Below are 17118 nucleotides of genomic sequence, written 5' to 3'. Positions count from 1 at the left end.
CGGTGAACCGGTTCTCCGAAATCTATTGAACCGGTTCTCCGACTCGGTTAGGCTCGCCACGACTTCCGGACGGACCGCCCCAGCGGGCGCCCCCGGAGGGTCTTCCCGGCGCGAGCGCTCCGCTCGTTCCGACCGTATTCAGAGAGGAATACCGTGAAGAACAGCATCCGACGAGCCGCAGGCGCCGCCTCCCTCGTCCTCATCGCCGGAGTCGCCCTCAGCGCGTGCAGCGCACAGGGAGCGGGCGACGACTCGTCGAAGTCGCTCACCCTCTGGGACAGCTTCACCCAGTACGACGCGTCCTCCCCCTACGGCCAGCTCCTGGCCGGCTGCGAGGCCTCGACCGGGATCACCCTCGAGCGCACCTCCGACCCCGACCTCACCACCAAGCTCCTGCAGTCGGCCGCGTCGAAGACCACGCCGAACCTGGTCGTCCTCGACAACCCCAACGTCGCGAAGTTCGCCGACACCGGCCTGCTCGTCGACAACGCCGCCTCCGGGCTCGACACCAGCGACGTCCTCCCGAACGTGCTCGCCGCCGGCCAGCTGGACGGGAAGACCTACGGCTCGTCGATCGGCTCGAACACCCTCGCGCTCTTCTACAACAAGGCGCTCTTCGAGGCAGCCGGCGTCACTCCGCCGACGACCTGGGACGAGCTGACCACCGCCGCGAAGGCCCTCACCGCGGGCGACGTCACCGGGCTCGGCTTCTCCGCGGTCGGCACCGAGGAGGGCACCTTCCAGTTCCTGCCCTTCTTCTGGGGCTCCGGTGCGACCCTCGAGGACATCTCCTCCGACGACGCCGTCTCGGCGCTCGCGCTCTGGACCGACCTGGTGAAGAGCGGCTCGGCCTCGCAGGCGAACGTCAACGCCAACCAGCAGGACGTCCGCGACCAGTTCCTCGCGGGCAAGCTCGGGATGATGGTCAACGGCACCTGGCAGCTCTCCGCCCTCGACGAGGCGGGCATCGACTACGGCGTCGTGCCGATCCCGGCGAAGGACGGGGGAGCGGCACCGAGCCCGCTCGGCGGCGAGTTCGTCGAGGTGGTCGCCTCCGACGCCGCGAAGCAGACCCTCGCCACGGAGTTCGCGCAGTGCGTCATCCAGCCCGACAGCCTGAAGGCCTGGGCGGCCGGCCAGTCGTACATCATGCCGTACGCCGACGCGGCCGCCGAACAGGCGACCGAGGACCCCGCGCTCCAGCCGTGGGTGGAGGCCATCTCGGTCGCGCAGGGACGCACCAGCGACCTCGGCGTCGCCTACCCCGACACCTCGAAGGCGCTCTGGACCGCGATCCAGGAGTCGCTGACCGGCTCGAAGACGCCGCAGGCGGCCCTCGACGACGCCGCGGCGAGCCTGAAGTAGCGGCCGCATGACCGACCCCGCCGTGCTCACGGCGCCGGTCGCGGGCGGGGCGGCCACCAGGCCGCCCGCCCGCCGCCGACCCCGCTCCCACCTCCGCCTCGCCGCCGCCGCCTTCATGGCGCCCGTGGTGATCTTCCTCGCCGTCTTCTTCGTCTACCCGATCATCCGCGGCGTCGTCCTCAGCCTCCAGGACTTCGGACCGTCGTCCTTCGTGACCGGGATCGCCCCCTTCGTCGGCTTCGACAACTACGTCACGGTCGTCACCGATCCGATCTTCGCGAGCATCGCCTGGCACACCGTGGTCTTCACCGTGGTCTCGCTGGTGGGCCAGTTCACGATCGGCATGGCCCTGGCGCTGTTCTTCAGCCGCCGGTTCCCGCTCTCGGCGACGTTCCGCTCCCTCATCCTGCTGCCGTGGCTCCTGCCGCTGATCGTCTCGGCGACGGCCTGGCGCTGGATCTTCGACCAGCAGTTCGGCATCCTGAACGCCGCGATCGGCACGCCGGTCGGCTGGCTGACCGATCCGTCCGTCTCGCTGTGGGCGGTCATCATCGCCAACATCTGGCTGGGCATCCCGTTCAACATGGTGCTGCTGCACGGAGGCCTGCAGGGCATCCCCGAGAGCCTCTACGAGGCCGCGGCACTGGACGGCGCCTCGCGCTGGCGGTCCTTCTGGAGCATCACCTGGCCGCTGCTGCGACCGGTGACCTCCGTCACGCTCCTCCTCGGCCTCGTCTACACGATCAAGGTGTTCGACGTCATCTGGATCCTCACCAAGGGAGGCCCGGCCAACAGCTCGCACACCCTCGCGACCTGGGCCTACGAGCAGTCCTTCACCGACCTGCAGTTCGGAGTCGGTGCGGCGGCCGGCCAGATCCTCGTGATCGTCGCCCTCGTCTTCGGCGTGATCTACATCCGCGCCCAGCGCAAGGAGGACCTCGGATGAACCGGCACACCACAGGGCTGCGCCGCGGGATCGACGTGGTCATCGCGATCGTGCTCTGCGGCTTCCTCCTCTTCCCGCTCTACTGGATGGTCAACGTCTCGCTGACCAAGCCGCAGAACCTGATCCAGACCCCGCCGAGCCTGTTCCCCGGCGACCCGACCCTCGACGGGTACGTGCAGGCGTTCTCGACGCAGCTGCCGAACCTCATCACGAGCCTCGTGATCTCGATCGGCTGCGTGATCCTGACGCTGGCGATCGCCCTGCCCGCCGCTTTCGCGATGGCGAAGTTCCGGGTGCGGGGGACCGGCGTCGTGATGTTCGTGTTCCTCCTCGCCCAGATGATCCCCGGGATCGTCCTGGTCACCGCGCTGTTCGCGATCTACAACGCGCTGGGGCTGCTCAACACGTATCCGGGCCTGATCCTCGCCGACGCGACCGCCTCCGTGCCGTTCGCGGTGATCATCCTCCGGGCCTTCATGCTCGGCATCCCCGACGAGCTGATCGAGGCCGCGCGGATCGACGGTGCGAGCAACTGGCGCTCCTTCGTCTCGATCGTCATCCCGCTGAGCCGGAACTCGATCGTGACCGCGGGCCTGTTCTCGTTCCTGTTCGCCTGGGCCGACTTCCTCAACGCGAACTCGCTCACCTCGGGCAACAGCATCGTGCCGTTCACCCTCGGCCTCTACCGCTACATCGGATCGACCACCACCAACTGGAACGGGATCATGGCGACCGCCGTGATCGCCTCCATCCCGGCCGCCGTGCTGCTGATCGTGGCCCAGCGCTACGTCGCCGCCGGGGTCACCGCCGGCGCGGTCAAGGACTGAGCGCCGTGCCCGACTCGAGGAAGCAGGAGCACATGGACACCGACGCGTTCGCGCTCGAGGGGGACCGCCTCGTCTGGCGCGGCGACGGCGAGACCGTCGTCGTCGAGCCGTGGGGGAGGGACAGTGTCCGGGTCCGCGCCCGCCGGTCCGGGGAGGTCCTCGACACCGACTGGGCGCTGATCGCCCCCGAGCGCCGCGCGCCGGAGGTCTCGATCGAGGGACCGCGGGCGACGCTGCGCGCCGGCGGCATCACCGTCGTCCTCGAGCAGCAGGAGGGCTACGGGTACCAGACCGGCTACCACGAGCTCTCCTGCTCCCTCTCCTTCTACGACCGTCGGGGGGAGCTGCTCTTCCGAGAGCTCGGGAGCGGGGGAGCGCTCAAGCTGCGCGCCCGCGAGCAGCGTCCGCACCTGGGCGGCGACTTCCGGCTGACCGCGCTGTTCGAGACGTCCCCCGACGAGAAGCTGTACGGGATGGGGCAGTACCAGCAGGACATCCTCGATCTGAAGGGCTGCACGCTCGAGCTCGCGCACCGCAACTCCCAGTCGAGCGTCCCGTTCGTGCTGTCGAGCCGCGGCTACGGGTTCCTCTGGCACAACCCCGCGATCGGCCGCGCGACTTTCGCAGCCAACCGCACGGAGTGGTCCGCCGAGTCCTCCCAGCAGCTCGACTACTGGGTGACCGCGGGGGAGACCCCGGCCGACATCACCCGGGCCTACGCCGACGCGACCGGGCACGTCCCGATGATGCCCGAGCACGGCCTCGGCTTCTGGCAGTGCAAGCTGCGCTACTGGAACCAGGAGCAGCTGCTCGAGGTCGCCCGCGAGCACCGGCGCCGCGGCCTGCCGATGGACGTGATCGTGGCCGACTTCTTCCACTGGCCGCACATGGGCGACTTCCGCTTCGAGGAGGAGTTCTGGCCGGATCCGTCCGCCATGGTCGCCGAGCTGCGCGAGCTCGGGATCGAGCTGATGGTCTCGGTCTGGCCGCAGGTGTCGGTCGAGTCCGAGAACTACATCGCGATGAAGAAGGGGAACCTCCTCGTCAAGGCCGAGCGGGGCCTGGACCTGCACATGCAGTTCGAGGGTCCGAGCGCGTTCTACGATGCGACGAGCCCCGCCGCCCGGAGGTTCGTCTGGGAGGCGTGCCGGCGCAACTACGGCGAGCACGGGATCCGGCTCTTCTGGCTCGACGAGGCCGAGCCCGAGTACGGCGTCTACGACTTCGACAACTACCGCTACGCCGCCGGCCCCGCCGTCCAGGTCGGCAACCTCTACCCGCAGGCGTTCTCCCGCGGCTTCTTCGAGGGGCAGAGCGAGGGCGGGGAGACCGCGATCGTCAACCTCGTCCGCACCGCGTGGGCGGGCAGTCAGCGCTACGGCGCGCTCGTGTGGTCGGGCGACATCCACTCGACCTTCGCGGACCTGCGCCACCAGATCACGGCCGGCATCCACATGGGCGTCGCGGGGATCCCGTGGTTCACGACCGACATCGGAGGATTCGCCGGGGGAGACCCGTCGGATCCGGAGTTCCGTGAGCTCCTCGTGCGCTGGTTCCAGTTCGGCGCGTTCAGCCCCGTGATGCGCTTGCACGGCGACCGCGCGCCGTCGGCCCCGGTCACGGCCGCCGACGGGAGCCGCCGCGCCGCGACCGGAGCCGGGAACGAGGTGTGGAGCTTCGGCGAGGAGGCCACGCCGATCCTCACCCGCCTGCTGCATCTTCGCGAGACCCTGCGCCCGTACACGCGCGAGGCGATGCGGGAGGCGCACGAGCTGGGCCAGCCGGTGCTGCGAGCGGTGTTCCACGAGTTCCCGGGGGACCCGGAGGCCTGGGATCTGGCCGACCAGTACCTCTTCGGCTCGGACCTGCTCGTGGCTCCGGTCACGCACGCCGGAGCCGTCTCCCGACGGGTCTACCTGCCCGCCGGGGCGCGGTGGACGGAGCTCTCGACGGGCGCCGAGCACGAGGGCGGGCAGTGGATCGTCGCCGACGCGCCCCTGGCCGTCATCCCGGTCTTCGCGCGCAACGGTCGGCAGGCGCACCTCGTCGGGCAGCTCTGAGCGAAGGCTCCCCGCTGTCCGGAGGTTCCGCCGCGAGGAGCGCCCCCGCGTCAGCCCGTCCCCTCGAGCCAGAAGTCGACCGCGTCGGGGGCCGGGCGTTCGGCGACCCGGACGACGTCGCCGAACTCGAGCACGCTGTCCGGATCCTCCTGGACGGCCGGCCACCGCTCGCGGCCGGCGGCGTCCGGATCGCCGTGGGAGACGAACGCGAGCCAGCGCGCGGTCATCTCCTGCTCGAGCCGGCGGTCGACGTCCGTGTAGTCGGCGTCGCCGTTCGCCCCGAGGTTCCCGTACGCGTACATCACCTCGGCGCCGTGGTACGCGCCGAACCGCTCGAGTCCGCTCTCCGGGGGAGTGCGCGTGAAGATGTAGGCGTGGACGCCCGCCCGCCCGGTCCGGGCGGCCGTCAGCGCCCAGAGCCGCATCGGGGCGGTCATCGTCCGGTCGCTGCCGGCGCGCAGCCGGGAGTCGACGACCTGGTCCTCGACGGCACCCGGGTACAGCGCGAGGAATCGGTCCGCGTCGTCTCCGTGCTCCCGGCGCACCTCCTGCTCGTAGGCGTTCGGATCCGGGTCGACGCCTCCCAGCAGATCGAGCGAGGTCTCGTCGGAGTTGCTGCCGAGCAGGAGGGGGACGTCGTTCTGCCGACCGGCCTCGTAGACGGCGAGCGGCGTGTCGGGGAGGACGACGCCGTCGATCGAGGGCCACCAGTGCTGCGAGAGGCCCGCGGCGGCCGCGACGACGCGCTCGGCCGGCAGGGCTCTCATCTCGGCGAGGCTCGCCCCGCCGAGCGCCTCGCTCAGGCGCGCAGCCGCCTCCCGTGCGGTGGCGGCGTCGTCGTAGAGGTCGCCGGCCTCGCGATCTCCCGCCGACCCCAGGCATCCTCCGCTCTCCCCGATGATCCCGTGGAGGAGGCCGGCCGCGAGGGGCGAGGCCCCGAGGATGCAGGCGCTGCCGGAGCCGGCGGACTGGCCGGCGACCGTCACCCGCCCCGGGTCCCCGCCGAAAGCGGCGATATTGTCCTGCACCCACTGCAGAGCGGCGACCTGGTCGAGCAGTCCCTGATTCCCCGAGGTGCCGCCGCCGAGCACATCACCGGCGAGGAAACCGAGGACGCCCAGACGGTAGGCGACGGTGACGACCACCGCGCCCCGGGAGGCGAGCGCCGCGCCGTCGTAGGCGGGGAGGGCGCCGGACCCCGAGACGAACGCGCCGCCGTGGAGGTAGACGAGGACCGGGCTGGAGTCGCCCGCCCCGCCGGCCGGCGTCCAGATGTTCAGGCGGAGACTGTCCTCGTCCGTCGCATACCCGCCGAGGAGCGTCTCCTCCAGCGGCAGGTCGAGCACGCGGGTCGCAGCTCGGGAGAGGAACGTCGGCTCCGGCTGAACGGCGGAGGGGCCGAAGTCGTCGGCCACGAGGGTCGCCGACCGCTGCGGGGCCGGGCGGGGCGCCTCCCAGCGCAGCGGGCCGACCGGGGGAGCGGCGTAGGGGATCCCCGCGAAGGCGTCGACCCCGGCCGCGGCGTCGTGCACACCGACGACGTCGCCCTGCCGGGTCGTGACCGGGGCGGTGTGCGGACCGGCGAGCGTCCGCGTCGCCGGGAGAGGACCCGCGGCGAGGGCGACGGCTCCGACGAGCCCTGCGGACGCGACCCAGGCCGCCGTACGCAGCATCCAGTGCCGGTGCCGCCAGCTCCTCGAGACGGCCGCGATCAGGACCGCGGCCGCCGCGACGACGAGCCACCCCCACCACTCCACCCGGTTCAGCCAGGCGAGGACCGCCCCGATGAGCACGACGGTCGCGGTCGGCAGCCACCGGGACCGTCGCCGTCGAGGTTCGGGCGCTCCAGTTCTCGATACGGTATGCATTGGGAACGAAACGTACTGAAAAGGCCCATTCAGCGCAAGGGTCCGAATAGGCTGGGGGCGTGGTCACAGGCGAGCAGGCTCCGGTCCGGCGGAGGAGCGAGACGCGACGACGTCTCCTCGCCGCGGCCGCCGAGCTCTTCGAGAGCACGGGCACCATCGGCCAGCGCGTCGAGGACATCTGCGCGCAGGCGGGCTTCACCCGCGGCGCGTTCTACTCGAACTTCGCCGGCGTCGACCAGCTCTTCCTCGCACTCCACGAGGAGCAGGCCGCGAGAGTGTGGGGGAGCCTGCAGGAGGCCCTCGACGTCCAGCTGCAGGAGGAGCACCGCGAGGCGACCCTCGACGGCGCCGTCCGCTCCCTCCTCGACGCGCTCCCGTCCAGCCGCGAGTGGTTCTCCCTGCGGTCGGTGCTCCTGGCACGCGCTGCCGCGGACCCGGAGTTCGCCGAGCGGATGATGATCGACGACGACCGCGTCTCGCGCGAGCTGGGCGAGCGCTTCGCCGCCCTCGCCGCCGTGCACGGCCGCGTCCCCGCCGTCGAGTCCGCCGTCCTGGCGAAGGCGGTCGTCGCGGCGCACGTCGGGTCGGTGAGCCAGTGGCCCGTGGACACCAGCGCCGAACTCACGCAGCGCATGGTCGTCGCCGCGGTGATCCGAGGCCTCACCGTCGAAGCGCCCGGTCTGCCATCGGAGCGCGGCGGCGATCGATGACGTCCTGTCGCAGGAGCGTTGAGGGGAGCCGATCGCCATCCCTGCAGAACGGGACTTCGGTCGAACTGACATAATGTGCATTATCGGATAACGGCGGAAGGGCCGGACGGACCGGGATTGAGGCCGCCCGACGGTCCCAAACGTCATCAGCGGATCGGCGAATGCTCCACCCACGGCTCGACGTCCTCGTACCAGCACGTCTCGGTCGGAGTGTCGAAGCGCGTGACCAGCCGCAGCCGCAGCCGCGGATCGACGGTCACCTTTCCGCGGACGCCGTCGTCGGCCCGATCCTTTCGGGCGCCCGCCGGAACGCACGTCAGCGGTCCTGCAAGCGCTCCCGCAGGTTCACCATCACCGCGGCAGCATCGAGAAGGATGCTCACGCCGCCCGGCGTCCGCCGACGGACGGACTGCGCCCACGACGGCGTCGGACTCCCCCGATGCCGGTCCATTGCCGTCCACCGGGGCCATCCGTCGAGGAGCGCAGACCCGCGCCCCGGGGTCATTCCGCGAAGGCGATCAGGCGAAGTCGGAGATGTCGCCGACGAGGCGGGTGTTGTCCGCGGGGATCGGCTCGACGGCCGCCAGAGCGACCTCGGCCGCGAACTCCTGCACGTTGTAGAGCTTGCCGGCCGACTCGCGACGCGAGCTGATCGCGCCCGGGTTCGCGCGCTCCAGCAGGGTCGCGGTGATGGTGCCCTCGATCATGTCGCCCGAGACGACGACGAACTCGATCCCGCGCTCGGCGAGCTCACCGATCCGCTCGCGCAGGGCGTCCTCGCCGGCGCGCTTGGAGAGCGCGACGGGCTCGTACTCGGGCATCGTGGGCGTGGTCCGGATGAAGTGCGCCTGGTGGCTCGTGACGAACACGACACGGGAGCCCTCGGAGAGCAGCGGCAGCGCCGCGTCGAGCACGGCGACCTGCGAGTCGCGGTTGAGGACCATCGCGTAGTCCTCCCCCATGTTGCTCTCCATGCCGCCGGAGGCGTTCAGGACGAGCACGTCCAGTCCTCCGTACTCCTTCTCGATGCGGGAGAAGAGCTCGGCGCGCGAGTCGGCGTCGGTGAGATCGGCGCCGACGGCGATGGCGGTGCCGCCGGCCTCGACGATCTGCGCGACGAGCTTGTCGGCGCGCGGCGCCTTCGAGCGGTAGTTGACGACGACGCGGGCTCCGGCCTCGGCCAGGTAGCGGACCGTGTCGGCGCCGATGCCGCGGGACGACCCGGTGACGAGAGCGCGCTTGCCGTCGAAGGAGCCGGGGGCGAGGGGATTGGACACGGGTATTCCTCCAGAACGCCGGCTCGGAGACCGGATCGGGCACGATGACGGGCCACGGCCCGACGGAGGAGTCTACCAAGGGCCTCGAGATCGTCGGCGCACCCCCTCTCCCAGCCCTCGTCCGGGGGGCGTTGATAGCCTGGGAATGCTCGTCGAGGGGAAGGAGCACACAGCATGGACGCTGTCACTCAGTACGCGTGGATCCTCTGGCTCGCGCTGATCCTCATCTTCGTGATCGTCGAGATGATCACTCTCGAGTTCACGTTCCTGATGCTCGCCGTCGGCAGCATCGGCGGACTGCTGACCGGGCTGGTCGGGGCTCCCTTCTGGGTCCAGGTCCCCGTCGCGGCCGTCCTCGCCGCCCTCCTGCTGTTCACCGTCCGTCCGCCGCTGCTGCGGCTGCTGAAGCGGGGCGGCGATTCCACCCCCAGCGGAGCGGACGCTCTCCTCGGGCTCTCCGGCAGCGTCGTCCTCGCCGGCCCCGGAGCCGGCCAGGTCAAGCTCGCCAACGGCGAGACCTGGACCGTCCGCCTGTCCCCGCTCGTCGAGGACCGCACACTCGGAGTCGGCGAGAGAGTCGTCGTCACCGCCATCGAGGGCGCGACCGCGGTCGTCGTCCCCGCCGAAAGGAGCACACCGTGACACCGTCCTCCGTCGTGACGATCGTCGTCGTCGCCGCCGTCGTCCTCTTCGCCCTGGTCGTCCTCTTCCGAGCGGTCCGCATCATCCCCCAGGCCACCGCCGGGGTCGTGGAGCGCCTCGGCAAGTACCACAAGACCCTGCTGCCGGGCCTCAATCTCGTCGTGCCGTTCATCGACCGGGTCCGCCCGCTGATCGACCTGCGCGAGCAGGTCGTCTCGTTCCCGCCCCAGCCCGTGATCACGGAGGACAACCTCGTCGTCTCCATCGATACGGTCGTCTACTTCCAGGTGACGGACGCCCGGGCGGCGACCTACGAGATCGCCAACTACCTCGGCGCGGTCGAGCAGCTGACCACCACCACGCTCCGCAACGTCGTCGGCGGCCTGAACCTCGAGGAGGCGCTGACCTCCCGCGACAACATCAACGGGCAGCTGCGCATCGTCCTCGACGAGGCCACCGGCAAGTGGGGCATCCGCGTCGGACGCGTGGAGCTCAAGGCCATCGACCCGCCCCTCTCCATCCAGGACTCGATGGAGAAGCAGATGCGCGCCGAGCGCGACCGTCGAGCCGTGATCCTCACCGCCGAGGGCACCAAGCAGTCCCAGATCCTGAACGCCGAGGGTCAGCGCCAGGCCGCGATCCTCGCTGCGGAGGGCCAGGCGAAGGCGGCGGTCCTGCGGGCCGAGGGTGAGGCCAAGGCGATCACCACCGTCTTCCACGCCATCCACGAGGGCCGCCCCGACAGCGAGCTCCTCGCGTACCAGTACCTCCAGACACTCCCCAAGATCGCCGAGGGCAGCGCGAACAAGCTCTGGGTCATCCCGAGCGAGCTCACCGAGGCGCTGAAGGGCATCGGAGGCGCGCTCGGCCAGCGCGGCCAGTCCGCCCCGGCGGTCCGCCCGCAGGACGCGGCACCCCCGTCGGCGCCTGCGGCGTCCGCGCCTGCCGCATCCGGGTCCGTCGGCTCCACTCCTGTCGAGCCCGGATCCGACACGTCCGCCCCCGTGGCGCCCGCGACGACCGACGGAGCCCCCGGCTCGGCGCCCACTCCCCCGCCGCCGGCCGTCTAGCCGCGGACCCGGTCCGCGATGCGCACCCCTGAGCGACCCCTCGCCCTGAGCGGGCCGACCCCCCGGGTGATCGCGCATCGCGGGTTCGGCCCGCAGGCCGAGGGCAACACGCTCGCCGCCTTCGAACGCGCCCTCGCCGCGGGTGCGGACCTCCTCGAGACGGACGCGCGCGCCTCCCTCGACGGGGTCGCCGTGCTCGTCCACGACGCCGAGGTGATCGACCGCTCCGGCCGCCGCCACGTCGTCGCCGCCACCCGGTGGGAGGAGCTCGCCGACCTCCGACTGGCGGGCGGCGCCCGGCTCGCCTCTCTCGAGCAGGCCCTCGCCGCACTCCCCCGCGCGCGCTTCAACATCGACGTGAAGTCGCGGGACGCGATCGACCCGGTCGTCGCGGCGGTGTCCGGCGCCGCCGCCGCGGAGCGCGTCCTGATCACCTCGTTCTCCGAGATCCGTCGAGCAGCGGCCCTCCGCCGTCTTCCCGGCGCCGCGACCTCGGCGTCGGCGGTCCGCTTCGTCGTCGCCCTGGTCGCCGCCCACCTCGGCGCCGCCCTCCCCGTGCGTCTCGCTCTCCGCGGCATCGACGCGCTCCAGGTGCCCGAGCGCGCGCTCGGCCTCCGCGTCGCCGAGCCGCGGATCCTCGCCCGGCTGCGGGTGACCGGCTGCGAGATCCACCTCTGGACCATCGACGATCCGGAGCGGATGGAGCAGCTCCTCGCGCTCGGGATCGACGGGCTCGTGACCGACCGCACCGACCTCGCCCGAGCGGCCGTCGACGCCTTCCTCAGCGCCCGTCGGCCACGCCCTCAGGAGCCGCGGAATACGCCTCCGACCTGAGGATTCTCTGGCAATGGCAGGGACGGGAAGACCACCTCCAGGTACGACGTTGACACTGGGGAAGCACAGCGAGAGGAGACCACACAATGGCAGATCGAAGCTTGCGAGGAATGCGGCTCGGATCCCAGAGCCTGCAGAGCGAAGAAGGCGTCGTCTTCTCCCCGCGATCGACGTACGAGTACCACTGCGCGAACTGCGGCCACGACACCGACATGGTGTTCTCGGCCGATGCGGAAGCACCGGAGACCTGGGAGTGCCGCTCGTGCGGTCACGAGGCCACTCTGATGGTGGACTCGAAGCCGGTCGTCGTGGACAAGGGCGAGCAGAAGGCTCCGCGCACCCACTGGGACATGCTGCTCGAGCGCCGGACCCGCGCGGAGCTGGAGGAGCTGCTCGAGGAGCGGCTCGCCTATCTGCGCGCCAGGCGCGGCGAGCACAAGATCGGCGCGTAGCGCCGGTCAGCCGTAACGGCGTCGCGGCTCGCGCGTCCTGAGGACGAACGAGACCATGCCGATGAGACCGGCGGCCAGGAAGTACCAGCCGAGGTCTCGCGCCCACACCAGAGCCGGGGTCGTGGTGGAGCTGAGGGGGACCTCGTCCACCATGGCACCCGGCTCGAACCATGTCAGGGAGTCGATCGTCGTGCCGTCCGGCCCGATGATCGCACTCGTCCCGACGGTCGAGATGTTGACCACGCTGCGCCCGGTCTCGATGGCCCGCAGGCGAGCGATCGCGAGCTGCTGGACGCTCTCGTCGGTCCGGCCGAAGTCGGCGTTGTTGGTCTGCCCGAGGATGACCTGGGCTCCCCCGTCGACCATCGCGTTCGTCAGCGCGTCGTCCGAGATGTCGAAGCAGATCGCGATGCCTGCGAGGACGCCGTTCACGTCGAAGACGTTGGGACGGGTGCCGATCGAGTAGTCGCGGCTCACCAGGTCGACCAGGTCCGGAGCGAACATCCGCCAGAACGCCCGGTCCGGCATGTATTCGGCGAACGGCACGGGATGCACCTTGTCGTAGACCTGCGTCGCCCCCTCCCCCGCCTTCCAGAGCAGCGAGCTGTTGTAGAAGACGTCGTCCGAGGAGTTCGTGATCGTGCCCACGATGAACGGCGCGTCCATCGTCCGGCTGAGGTAGTCGAGGACGGCGGCCGACTGGGCGTTCCGGGTCGGATCGATGTCGACGCCGTTCTCGGGCCACACCACCATGTCGACGTCCTGATCGAGGATCGGCAGCGTCGCCGAGGTGTGGTCCTCGAGGATCTGCCCGCGGTAGCTCTGCGAGAAGAGGCCCGCATCGGAGTCGCCCTGGACGGCGGCGATCCGGGTCGTGCCCTCCGTCGGTGCCGGCCAGGCGGGGAACACCAGCGCCACGATCGCGAAGCCCGCGAGAGCGCTGACCCGGGCGGAGGCCGGGACGGACATCTCGCGGACGGCCTGCGCGAGCACGGCCGCGAGGAACGCCACCACGAAGCCGAGGCCGGCGAAGCCGATCCATGCCGCGAGACCGGCGAGCGGGCCGAGGGACTGCGAGATCGCGAGGCGGCCCCAGGCGAAGCCGCCGTAGGGCCAGACGCTGGTGATCGACTCGCGCCCGATCCAGAGCGCCGCCAGGAGGGCGGGGAGGCCGACCATCCGGCCGAGCGGTCCCGCCCAGACGCGGTGGCCGCGCGTGGAGACGACCGCCATCAGCCCCGCGGAGAGCGCGAAGAAGATCGCCTGCAGGCCGGCGAGGGCCGCCCACGGGACCGGGCCGAGGTAGAGGGTCAGCCACTCGATGTGGACGCCCCAGAAGACCGCTCCGCCGACGAGGCCGACGAGGCTCCCGCTCCAGAAGCCGCGCCCCGCCAGAGCGAACAGGATCGCCGCGGCGCCCACGATCGCCAGCGGCCAGACGTCGGAGTCGGGGAAGCCGCGGTCGAGCACGGCGCCGCCGAGGGCGGCGAGGGGCAGCGCCACCCACAGCGGAACGGTCCGCCCGTCGGGCGGAGGAGCGATCGGAGTCATGCGACCGTCGAGTACGCGACGATGCCGCGGCGGACCAGGTCGAGGGCGGTCCGGGCCGCGCGGCCGACCTTGCCCTCGGCGACGACGGAGAGCTGGTCGAGGAGGTCGATGGTCTGCTTCGCCCAGCGCACGAAGTCGCCGGCGGCCATGTCGGACTCGCGGAGCACCATGTCGAGCGGCATGCCCTTGGCCCACATGTTCATCGACAGCGCCAGGCTCGTCGAAATCGGGTTGCTGCCCGGCAGGCGGTGCTCCCGCTCGACGTCGTCGAGCCGGGCCCACAGAAGCTGGGTCCTCTCCAGCGCCTCGGGGAACGCACCGCGGGGCAGGAACTGCTCGCCGAGCGTCCCCTCCTCGCGTCGCGGCTCGAAGACCAGGCAGCACGCCATCGCCGCGAGGCCGGCCGGATCGAGCTCCGTCCACGCCTGCTTCCGGAGGCACTCGGCGACGAGCAGGTCCCGCTCCCCGTAGATCCGGCGGAGCGTGCGACCGTTGGGCGTCAGCGAGAGCTCGCCGACCTCGTCCCGGCGGAAGTAGCCGAGCTCGAGCAGCACGTCCGTGATGTGGTCGAAGATGCGGGCGACGGCGCCGGTGCGCGAGCGGATCTGGCGCTCGATCTCGTCGGTCTCGCGGCGCAGCTTCCACCAGCGCTCGGCCCAGCGCGCGTGCTGCTCGCGGTCGGAGCAGGCGTGGCACGGGTGCGCCTTCATCCGACGCCGCAGGCTCGTGAGCTGTCCCTGGCGCTTCTCGCGCTCGGCGTGGGAGGCCGACTCGCCGCGCACCGCGCCCCGGCGCTCGAGGTCGCCGATCTCACGGCGGATCGCCGCGTACTGCTCGAAGTCGCCCAGGTGGCACTGCATCGCCGTGACGTAGCCCGCCATCGACTCCTCCTGCTGGCGGACCCGGCGGGCGAGATCGACGACGGACCGGTCGGCCTGGAACTGCGCGAACGACGACTCGAGGATCTCGCGCGTGCGCACCCGCCCGAACTGCTCGATCAGGTTCGCGGCCATGTTGTAGCTGGGGCGGAAGCTGGAGTTGAGCGGGTAGGTCCGCCGGGAGGCGAGGGACGCGACCGCCTGAGGGTCCATCCCGCCGCGCCACTGGATCACCGAGTGGCCCTCGACGTCGATGCCGCGTCGGCCCGCCCGGCCGGTGAGCTGGGTGTACTCCCCCGGTGTGATCGGGACGCGCGCCTCGCCGTTGAACTTCTCGAGCTTCTCGAGGACGACCGTGCGGGCCGGCATGTTGATGCCGAGCGCGAGCGTCTCGGTCGCGAAGACCACGCGCACGAGCCGGCGCAGGAACAGCTCCTCGACGACCTCCTTGAAGGCGGGGAGCATCCCGGCGTGGTGCGCGGCGACGCCCCGCTGGAGTCCGTCGAGCCACTCCCAGTAGCCGAGCACCGCGAGGTCCTCGTCGCGGATCGTCCGGCACCGCTCCTCGACGATCGCGCGGATCTCGTCGCGCTCGTGGCGCTCGGTGAGGCGCACGCCCGACCGCAGCACCTGGCGCACGGCCTGGTCGCAGCCCGCACGGCTGAAGACGAAGAAGATCGCGGGGAGGAGGTTCTTGCCGCGGAGGATCTCGACGACCTCCGAGCGCAGCACGAGCTCCTCGGTGCGCTGCTCCGGGTAGCGGCCGCGACCGCCTCGGCCGTTGCGGCCGCCCCTGCCGCCGCGCTCGACCCGGGAGCCGCCCTGGGCCATGCGGGCGAGCTCGGGGTTCACCCGGTTCGTCGCCGCCCGACCGGAGGAGTCGAAGAGGTCGACCAGCTTGCCGCCCACCAGGACGTGCTGGTCGAGCGGGACGGGGCGCTCCTCGGAGACGATGACCTCGGTCTCGCCCCGGACGGTCTGGAGCCAGTCGCCGAACTCCTCGGCGTTCGACACGGTCGCGCTGAGCGAGACCAGCCGCACGCGCTGCGGGAGGTGGATGATGACCTCCTCCCAGACGGCGCCGCGGAAGCGGTCGGCGAGGTAGTGCACCTCGTCCATCACGACGTAGGCGAGGTCGCGCAGGAGGTCCGAGTCGGCGTACAGCATGTTGCGCAGCACCTCGGTCGTCATCACGACGATGCGGGCGCGCGCGTTGACGTTGGAGTCGCCGGTCAGCAGGCCGACCTCGGAGGCTCCGTAGTCCTCGACGAACTCCTGGAACTTCTGGTTGCTCAGCGCCTTCATCGGCGTCGTGTAGAAGACCTTGGCCGTCGGGTCCTGCATGGCCAGGTGGATCGCGAACTCGGCCACCGCGGTCTTGCCGGCACCGGTGGGCGCGGCGACGAGGACACTGTGGCCGTCGTCGAGCGCGCTGCAGGCCTCGTACTGGAAGGGGTCGAGGTCGAACGCGAGGGTCGAGCGGAACGCCTCGACCCTCGCGTGGCCCTGGCGCGTCCGGAACGCGGCGAACCGCTCGGCGGGAGACGGTCCGGTCACGCGGGCAGGTCGGAGGGGCTGCCGTCGAACACCAGCTGGCGCTTGGCGGCGCGCCGGTCGTGCAGGATCGCGATCCCGCAGGCGAGGAAGAACAGGAAGATGATCGGGATGGCCAGGAGGAACATCGAGATCGGGTCGGCCGCGGGGGTCGCGATCGCCGTGAAGAGCACGATCGCCATGATCGCGATGCGCCACGACTTGAGGATCAGCATGCCGGGGAGGATGCCGAGGAAGTTGAGGAGCACCAGGAAGACGGGCAGCACGAACGCGATGCCGACGACCAGCACGAGCTTGAGAACGAACTCGTAGTAGATCTTGGCGTCGAGGAAGCTCGCCGCGTTGCTGCCGGTGAAGCTCGTCAGGAGCTCCACGATGTGCGGGAACACGAACCAGCCGGCCGCGCAGCCCGCGAAGAACAGCGGGATGGCGGTGAGGATGAAGCCGAGGCCGTACCGCATCTCCTTGCGGGTCAGGCCCGGGACGAGGAACGCCCAGATCTGGTAGAGCCAGACCGGGCTCGCCAGTACGATGCCCACCGTGATGGCGATCTGCAGCCGCAGGTCGAAGGCACCGGCGATCGTCGGGAAGTTGAGGATCGCCTCCTTGCCCTGGGTGGAGGCCACCTCGGAGATCGGAGCCTTGAGGGCCTCGAAGACCCACTCCGAGACGAACCACCCCGCGACGCACGCGATGACGATCGCGATCGCCGACTTGAAGAGCCTGTTGCGAAGCTCGACGAGGTGCGCCCCGAGCGACATGCGCCCGTCGGGGTTCTTCGTCCGCTTCGTCCGTGGCTTCTTCGGTGCCACGGACGTCATTACTTGAGCGGGGACTCGGGCGGCGTGGTGGTGCCGGTGCCGGTGGTCGTGCCGGTGGATCCGGCGACGGTGCCGGTGGTCCCCTCGGTCGACTCACGGCGCTCGGTGCCGTCCTCGTCCTTCATGGTCTTGACCTCGCTCTTGAAGATCCGCATCGACTGCCCGACACTGCGGGCCAGCTGCGGGAGCTTGGGCGCACCGAACAGGAGGAGGATCACGGCGAGGATGATGAGGAGGTGCCACCCCTGGAGGCCAGCGAACAT

General features: G+C 70.9%; 15 protein-coding genes. 9 read left to right on the top strand and 6 right to left on the bottom strand.

Annotated elements, in window-relative coordinates; all coding sequences use genetic code 11:
• Window positions 1-153 precede the first annotated feature (153 nt).
• The 4 genes from C5C53_RS08910 to C5C53_RS08895 are packed head-to-tail and all read left to right on the top strand — an operon-like array spanning window position 154 to window position 5198.
• Window positions 154-1365 (top strand): extracellular solute-binding protein, encoded by a 1212-nt coding sequence (locus C5C53_RS08910; protein WP_104232593.1) that lies wholly within the window; start codon window positions 154-156, stop codon window positions 1363-1365.
• 7 nt (window positions 1366-1372) lie between these two features.
• Complete coding sequence (locus C5C53_RS08905; protein ID WP_104225253.1) at window positions 1373-2311, top strand: carbohydrate ABC transporter permease; 939 nt, start codon at window positions 1373-1375, stop codon at window positions 2309-2311.
• Window positions 2308-3138 (top strand): carbohydrate ABC transporter permease, encoded by an 831-nt coding sequence (locus C5C53_RS08900; RefSeq protein ID WP_104222044.1) that lies wholly within the window; start codon window positions 2308-2310, stop codon window positions 3136-3138. The genes C5C53_RS08905 and C5C53_RS08900 overlap by 4 nt, the downstream gene beginning before the upstream one ends.
• 32 nt (window positions 3139-3170) lie before the next feature.
• A complete protein-coding gene (locus tag C5C53_RS08895; RefSeq protein ID WP_104267346.1) occupies window positions 3171-5198 on the top strand; it encodes a TIM-barrel domain-containing protein in 2028 nt (675 codons plus the stop codon).
• 50 nt (window positions 5199-5248) lie between these two features.
• Here the strand turns inward: C5C53_RS08895 and C5C53_RS08890 are convergent, their stop codons facing one another.
• Window positions 5249-6991, bottom strand: coding sequence for a carboxylesterase/lipase family protein (locus C5C53_RS08890; protein WP_219813968.1), 1743 nt, complete (start codon window positions 6989-6991; stop codon window positions 5249-5251).
• A gap of 134 nt (window positions 6992-7125) precedes the next feature.
• On the opposite strand from C5C53_RS08890, the gene C5C53_RS08885 reads away from it, so the two are divergent.
• Entirely contained in the window at window positions 7126-7776 is a 651-nt protein-coding gene (locus C5C53_RS08885) for a TetR/AcrR family transcriptional regulator (RefSeq protein WP_104232596.1), read from the top strand.
• 518 nt (window positions 7777-8294) lie between these two features.
• On the opposite strand, the gene C5C53_RS08880 is transcribed toward C5C53_RS08885, so the two are convergent.
• Window positions 8295-9053: an SDR family oxidoreductase gene (locus tag C5C53_RS08880; protein WP_104222036.1), complete on the bottom strand. Its 759-nt coding sequence runs from the start codon at window positions 9051-9053 to the stop codon at window positions 8295-8297.
• A 174-nt stretch (window positions 9054-9227) separates the two neighbouring features.
• Between C5C53_RS08880 and C5C53_RS08875 the strand changes: the two genes are divergently transcribed.
• The 4 genes from C5C53_RS08875 to C5C53_RS08860 all read left to right on the top strand — a co-directional run bounded on the left by C5C53_RS08875 (window position 9228) and on the right by C5C53_RS08860 (window position 12051).
• Window positions 9228-9695 carry an NfeD family protein gene (locus C5C53_RS08875; protein ID WP_104267344.1) on the top strand — a complete coding sequence of 156 codons (468 nt, stop codon included), beginning with the start codon at window positions 9228-9230 and terminating at the stop codon, window positions 9693-9695.
• A gap of 14 nt (window positions 9696-9709) precedes the next feature.
• A complete protein-coding gene (locus tag C5C53_RS08870; protein WP_374952912.1) occupies window positions 9710-10765 on the top strand; it encodes an SPFH domain-containing protein in 1056 nt (351 codons plus the stop codon).
• A gap of 18 nt (window positions 10766-10783) precedes the next feature.
• A complete protein-coding gene (locus C5C53_RS08865) occupies window positions 10784-11599 on the top strand; it encodes a glycerophosphodiester phosphodiesterase family protein (RefSeq protein WP_104267343.1) in 816 nt (271 codons plus the stop codon).
• Between the two features lie 86 nt (window positions 11600-11685).
• Window positions 11686-12051, top strand: coding sequence for an RNA polymerase-binding protein RbpA (locus tag C5C53_RS08860; protein WP_068207052.1), 366 nt, complete (start codon window positions 11686-11688; stop codon window positions 12049-12051).
• Window positions 12052-12057: 6 nt separating this feature from the next.
• Here C5C53_RS08860 and lnt read toward each other — a convergent pair whose 3' ends face one another.
• From lnt to tatA, 4 genes are read right to left on the bottom strand one after another with little or no spacing between them, the layout of a single operon-like run.
• Entirely contained in the window at window positions 12058-13602 is a 1545-nt protein-coding gene (gene lnt, locus C5C53_RS08855) for an apolipoprotein N-acyltransferase (protein WP_104267342.1), read from the bottom strand.
• Window positions 13599-16037: an RNA helicase gene (locus C5C53_RS08850; RefSeq protein ID WP_104222026.1), complete on the bottom strand. Its 2439-nt coding sequence runs from the start codon at window positions 16035-16037 to the stop codon at window positions 13599-13601. Before C5C53_RS08850 ends, lnt begins: the two co-directional genes overlap by 4 nt.
• Window positions 16034-16855 carry a twin-arginine translocase subunit TatC gene (gene tatC / locus C5C53_RS08845; protein ID WP_374952911.1) on the bottom strand — a complete coding sequence of 274 codons (822 nt, stop codon included), beginning with the start codon at window positions 16853-16855 and terminating at the stop codon, window positions 16034-16036. The genes C5C53_RS08850 and tatC overlap by 4 nt, the downstream gene beginning before the upstream one ends.
• Window positions 16855-17118, bottom strand: a complete 264-nt coding sequence (tatA, locus tag C5C53_RS08840; protein ID WP_104222022.1) for a Sec-independent protein translocase subunit TatA — start codon at window positions 17116-17118, stop codon at window positions 16855-16857. Before tatA ends, tatC begins: the two co-directional genes overlap by 1 nt.

The sequence above is a fragment of the Rathayibacter sp. AY1E3 genome (assembly GCF_002932235.1).
Lineage (GTDB): Bacteria > Actinomycetota > Actinomycetes > Actinomycetales > Microbacteriaceae > Rathayibacter.
This window is presented reverse-complemented; position numbering and strand designations above follow the sequence as displayed.